We start from the raw sequence: 3575 nt of genomic DNA, 5'->3' as shown, positions 1-3575 counted from the left end.
TCAACGGCGAGCGCGCCACACCGGCCCAGCCGCTGCGGCCGGGGGACGAGGTGCGGCTGCGCCAGGCCGGGTTCGAGAAGATCGTCGTGGTCTCACGCCTGGTGCGCAAGCGGGTCGGCGCGCCCGTCGCCGCCGAGTGCTTCGTCGACAACAGCCCGCCCCCGCCGCCCCGCGAGGCCGTCGCCCCGGTCGCCCAGCGCGACCGCGGCGCCGGACGGCCCACGAAGCGCGAACGCCGGGACATGGAGGCGCTGCGCAGCCACGAGCGGCCGTAGGCGGCGGGGAACATCCATAGCAGGGCGCCCCCGAAGCGTCCCACTTCAGTCGCGGTCCACGTGCTCGCGCAGGACCTTCCCGCCGGCGGCGTCCACGTCGAACGTCGTCTTGTTCCAGGTGTCGGTGTTCACCTGGTCCACGGACCAGATCGTGGTGCCGTCGTCCCGGTCGTCGATCTCCACCGCGGTGGTCGTGCCCGGCTTGCGCTCGGCCGAGGTGCGCACCGCCTGCTGCGCGGAGACCTTCGCCTTCCCCAGCCGGTCGGCGAGCTCGCGCTTGTCCTCGCTGTCCTGGCCGGGCTCCGTCCGGGACCGGGTGACCTTGCCGGACCCGGCGTCCACGTTCACCTCGTGCGCCGTGCCGTCGCGCTCGGCGACCTTGGAGCGCCACTGTGAACCGCCGCCGGTGATCCGCTTCAGCTCGATCTCGGAGACCTTGCCGTTCGGCACGGCCCCCGCCGCGATCCGTGCCGCCCGCTCGTAATCGACCTTCGCGGTCGGCAGCAGGGCCTTCCGCTCGGCCTGGTCCTCGGTGAGCCCGGCCGTTTCCGTCGCCGCGCCGGAGGCGGGGGCGGAGGACGCGGCCGACCCGGAGGAACCTGCGGAGGCCGTCGCTCCGGAAGTGGCGGACGAGCCTCCGCCACCGCCGTCGTCCCCGCACCCGCTCACCAGGGCCGCCGAGACGACGACGCCGCACAGCACGCCCGCCGCACGGCCCCACCGGGTGCGGACCACGCCGCGTCGCAGATTCACAGATCCGGGTTCAGCGCTCATAGCGGCAGCCTTTCCCTACAAGGCGGCGCTCTCACCCCTATCCGGCTAAATCACCCGAGCGGTACCGGGACCGCCGCCGCCCCTCCCCGGTGGGCCGGGCGAAAACTGAGGTCTGTGGTGGACCCGGGGCGGCCGGGCGTTAGCGTTGTTGACGGCCACGGTGCGATCCCGCGCGGGCCCGGACTGGTCACAGGGGCGGAGAAGGGGAGAACATGCAGGTCGGAGCGGTTTCTTGAGAATTCTGCACACGTCCGACTGGCATCTGGGACGTTCTTTCCACCGGGTGAGCATGCTGGACGCCCAGCGCCGCTTCATCGACCATCTCGTCGCGACCGTACGGGAGCGGCGCGTCGACGCCGTGCTCGTCGCGGGCGACGTCTACGACCGGGCCGTGCCTCCGCTCGCCGCCGTCGAACTCTTCGACGACGCCCTGCACCGCCTCGCCGGGCTCGGCGTCCCCACCGTCATGATCTCCGGCAACCACGACTCGGCACGCCGCCTCGGCGTCGGCGCCGGGCTGATCGAGCGCGCCGGAGTCCATCTGCGCACCGACCCGGCGGGCTGCGCCGACCCCGTCGTGCTCACCGACGAGCACGGCGACATCGCCTGCTACGGCCTGCCCTACCTCGAACCCGCGCTCGTCCGCGACGAACTGGCCGCCCCGAAGGCCAACCACACGGCGGTCCTGGGCGCCGCGATGGAGCGCGTACGGGCCGACCTCGCCACCCGTCCGTCCGGTACCCGCTCCGTCGTCCTCGCCCACGCCTTCGTTACCGGCGGCACGGCCAGCGACAGCGAGCGCGACATCACCGTCGGCGGGGTCTCCGCCGTCCCCGCCGAGCTCTTCGACGGCGTCGACTACGTCGCCCTCGGCCATCTGCACGGCTGCCAGCGCATCGCCGACCGGGTCCGCTACTCGGGCTCCCCCCTCGCGTACTCCTTCTCGGAGACCGACCACCGTAAGTCGATGTGGCTCGTGGACCTCGGCCCCGTTGTGCGAGGCCCCGGCGCCGAAGGAGGAGCCGAGCTGAGCGCCGAACGGATCGACTGCCCCGTCCCGCGCCCCCTCGCCCGTATCCGCGGCCCCCTCGAAGAGCTCCTCGGCGACCCCGCCCTGGACCGGCACGAAGACGCCTACGTCGAGGCGACGCTCACCGACGCGCACCGCCCCCACGAGCCGATGGCCCGCCTCACGAAGCGCTTCCCGCACGTGCTGAGCCTCGTCTTCGAGCCCGACCGGGCCCCCGAGGACCCGCTCGCCTCGTACGCGCGGCGGCTGCGCGGACGCACCGACCAGCAGATCGCCGAGGACTTCGTGGCCCACGTCCGGGCCGGCCGCGGCCCCGACGCCGTGGAGCGCGGCGTGCTGACCGACGCGCTCGACGCGGTGCGGGCCGCAGAGACCGAGCACGCCGCGAACGCCGAGAACGGGGCGGCGCGATGAGACTTCACCGGCTCACCCTCACCGCCTTCGGCCCGTTCGGCGCCACGCAGCACGTCGACTTCGACGAACTGTCCGCCGCCGGGCTGTTCCTGCTGCACGGGCCGACCGGCGCGGGCAAGACCTCCGTCCTGGACGCCGTCTGCTACGCCCTCTACGGCGGTGTCCCCGGCGCCCGCCAGGGCTCCGGTCTGTCGCTGCGCAGCGATCACGCGGAGCCGCTGACGCCGACCGAGGTCATACTCGAAGTCACCGTCGGCGGACGGCGGCTGGAGCTCACCCGGCGGCCCGAACAGCTCCGCCCCAAGAAGCGGGGGAGCGGCTCCACCAAGGAGAAGGCGTACTGCGCGCTGCGCGAACAGGACGCCGAGAGCGGTGCGTGGAAGGCGCTGAGCCGCTCCAACCAGGAGATCGGCGAGGAGATCACGCAACTGCTCGGCATGAGCCGGGAGCAGTTCTGCCAGGTCGTCCTCCTCCCGCAAGGCGACTTCTCGCGTTTCCTGCACGCCGACGACACCGCCCGCGGCAAGCTCCTCAGCAGGCTCTTCGACACCGGCCGGTTCGCCGCCGTCGAGGACAGGCTCGCCGAGCTGCGGCGCGCCGCCCAGGAGCGGGTACGGGGCGGCGACGAGCGGCTGCTGGCCGCCGCCCACCGCATGGCGCAGGCCGCGGGCCGCAGCACGGAACTGCTGGAGAACCCGCTGCCCGACCTCGCCCCCGGCGAGCCCGGACTCGCCGACGCCGTCCTCGAATGGGCGGCCCAGGCCCGTACGGACGCACGCGAGCGCGAGGACGTCGCCGCCGCGGCCGTCCGCGCCGCCGAGGACGCCCACCACACCGCGCAGGAACACGCCGCCGCCGCCCGCGAACTGGCCCGGCTCCAGCAGCGGCACGCCCGCGCCCGTGACCGCGCCGCCGCGCTGGAGGGCCGGCGCGAGGAGTACGAGCAGGTCAGGCGGCGGCTGGAGACCGCCAGAGCCGCCGAGGCCGTCGCCCCCGCCCTCGCCCTGCGCGACGACGCGGAGCACGCCTGGCGCGCCGCCGGCGACGCCGATCGCCGCGCCCGCGCAGGACTGGACACCGCC

Annotated in this window: 4 protein-coding genes; 3 read left to right on the top strand and 1 reads right to left on the bottom strand. The window is 74.2% G+C overall.

Features of this window, described 5'->3' with window-relative positions:
* The coding region (locus tag ACFU99_RS37520; protein ID WP_384401316.1) for an RNA-binding S4 domain-containing protein at window positions 1-275 on the top strand (275 nt) is incomplete at its 5' end.
* A gap of 45 nt (window positions 276-320) precedes the next feature.
* Here the strand turns inward: ACFU99_RS37520 and ACFU99_RS37515 are convergent.
* Window positions 321-1049: a PepSY domain-containing protein gene (locus ACFU99_RS37515; RefSeq protein WP_384401313.1), complete on the bottom strand. Its 729-nt coding sequence runs from the start codon at window positions 1047-1049 to the stop codon at window positions 321-323.
* 232 nt (window positions 1050-1281) lie between these two features.
* On the opposite strand from ACFU99_RS37515, the gene ACFU99_RS37510 reads away from it, so the two are divergent.
* Both ACFU99_RS37510 and ACFU99_RS37505 read left to right on the top strand, forming a co-directional pair.
* Entirely contained in the window at window positions 1282-2493 is a 1212-nt protein-coding gene (locus tag ACFU99_RS37510; protein ID WP_384401310.1) for an exonuclease SbcCD subunit D, read from the top strand.
* Window positions 2490-3575 (top strand): AAA family ATPase (locus ACFU99_RS37505; RefSeq protein ID WP_384401307.1); only part of this gene is annotated, 1086 nt, incomplete at its 3' end. The genes ACFU99_RS37510 and ACFU99_RS37505, both read left to right, overlap by 4 nt.

Origin of the sequence: Streptomyces sp. NPDC057654 (genome assembly GCF_042800135.1) — a bacterium.
Classification (GTDB): domain Bacteria; phylum Actinomycetota; class Actinomycetes; order Streptomycetales; family Streptomycetaceae; genus Streptomyces.
This window is presented reverse-complemented; position numbering and strand designations above follow the sequence as displayed.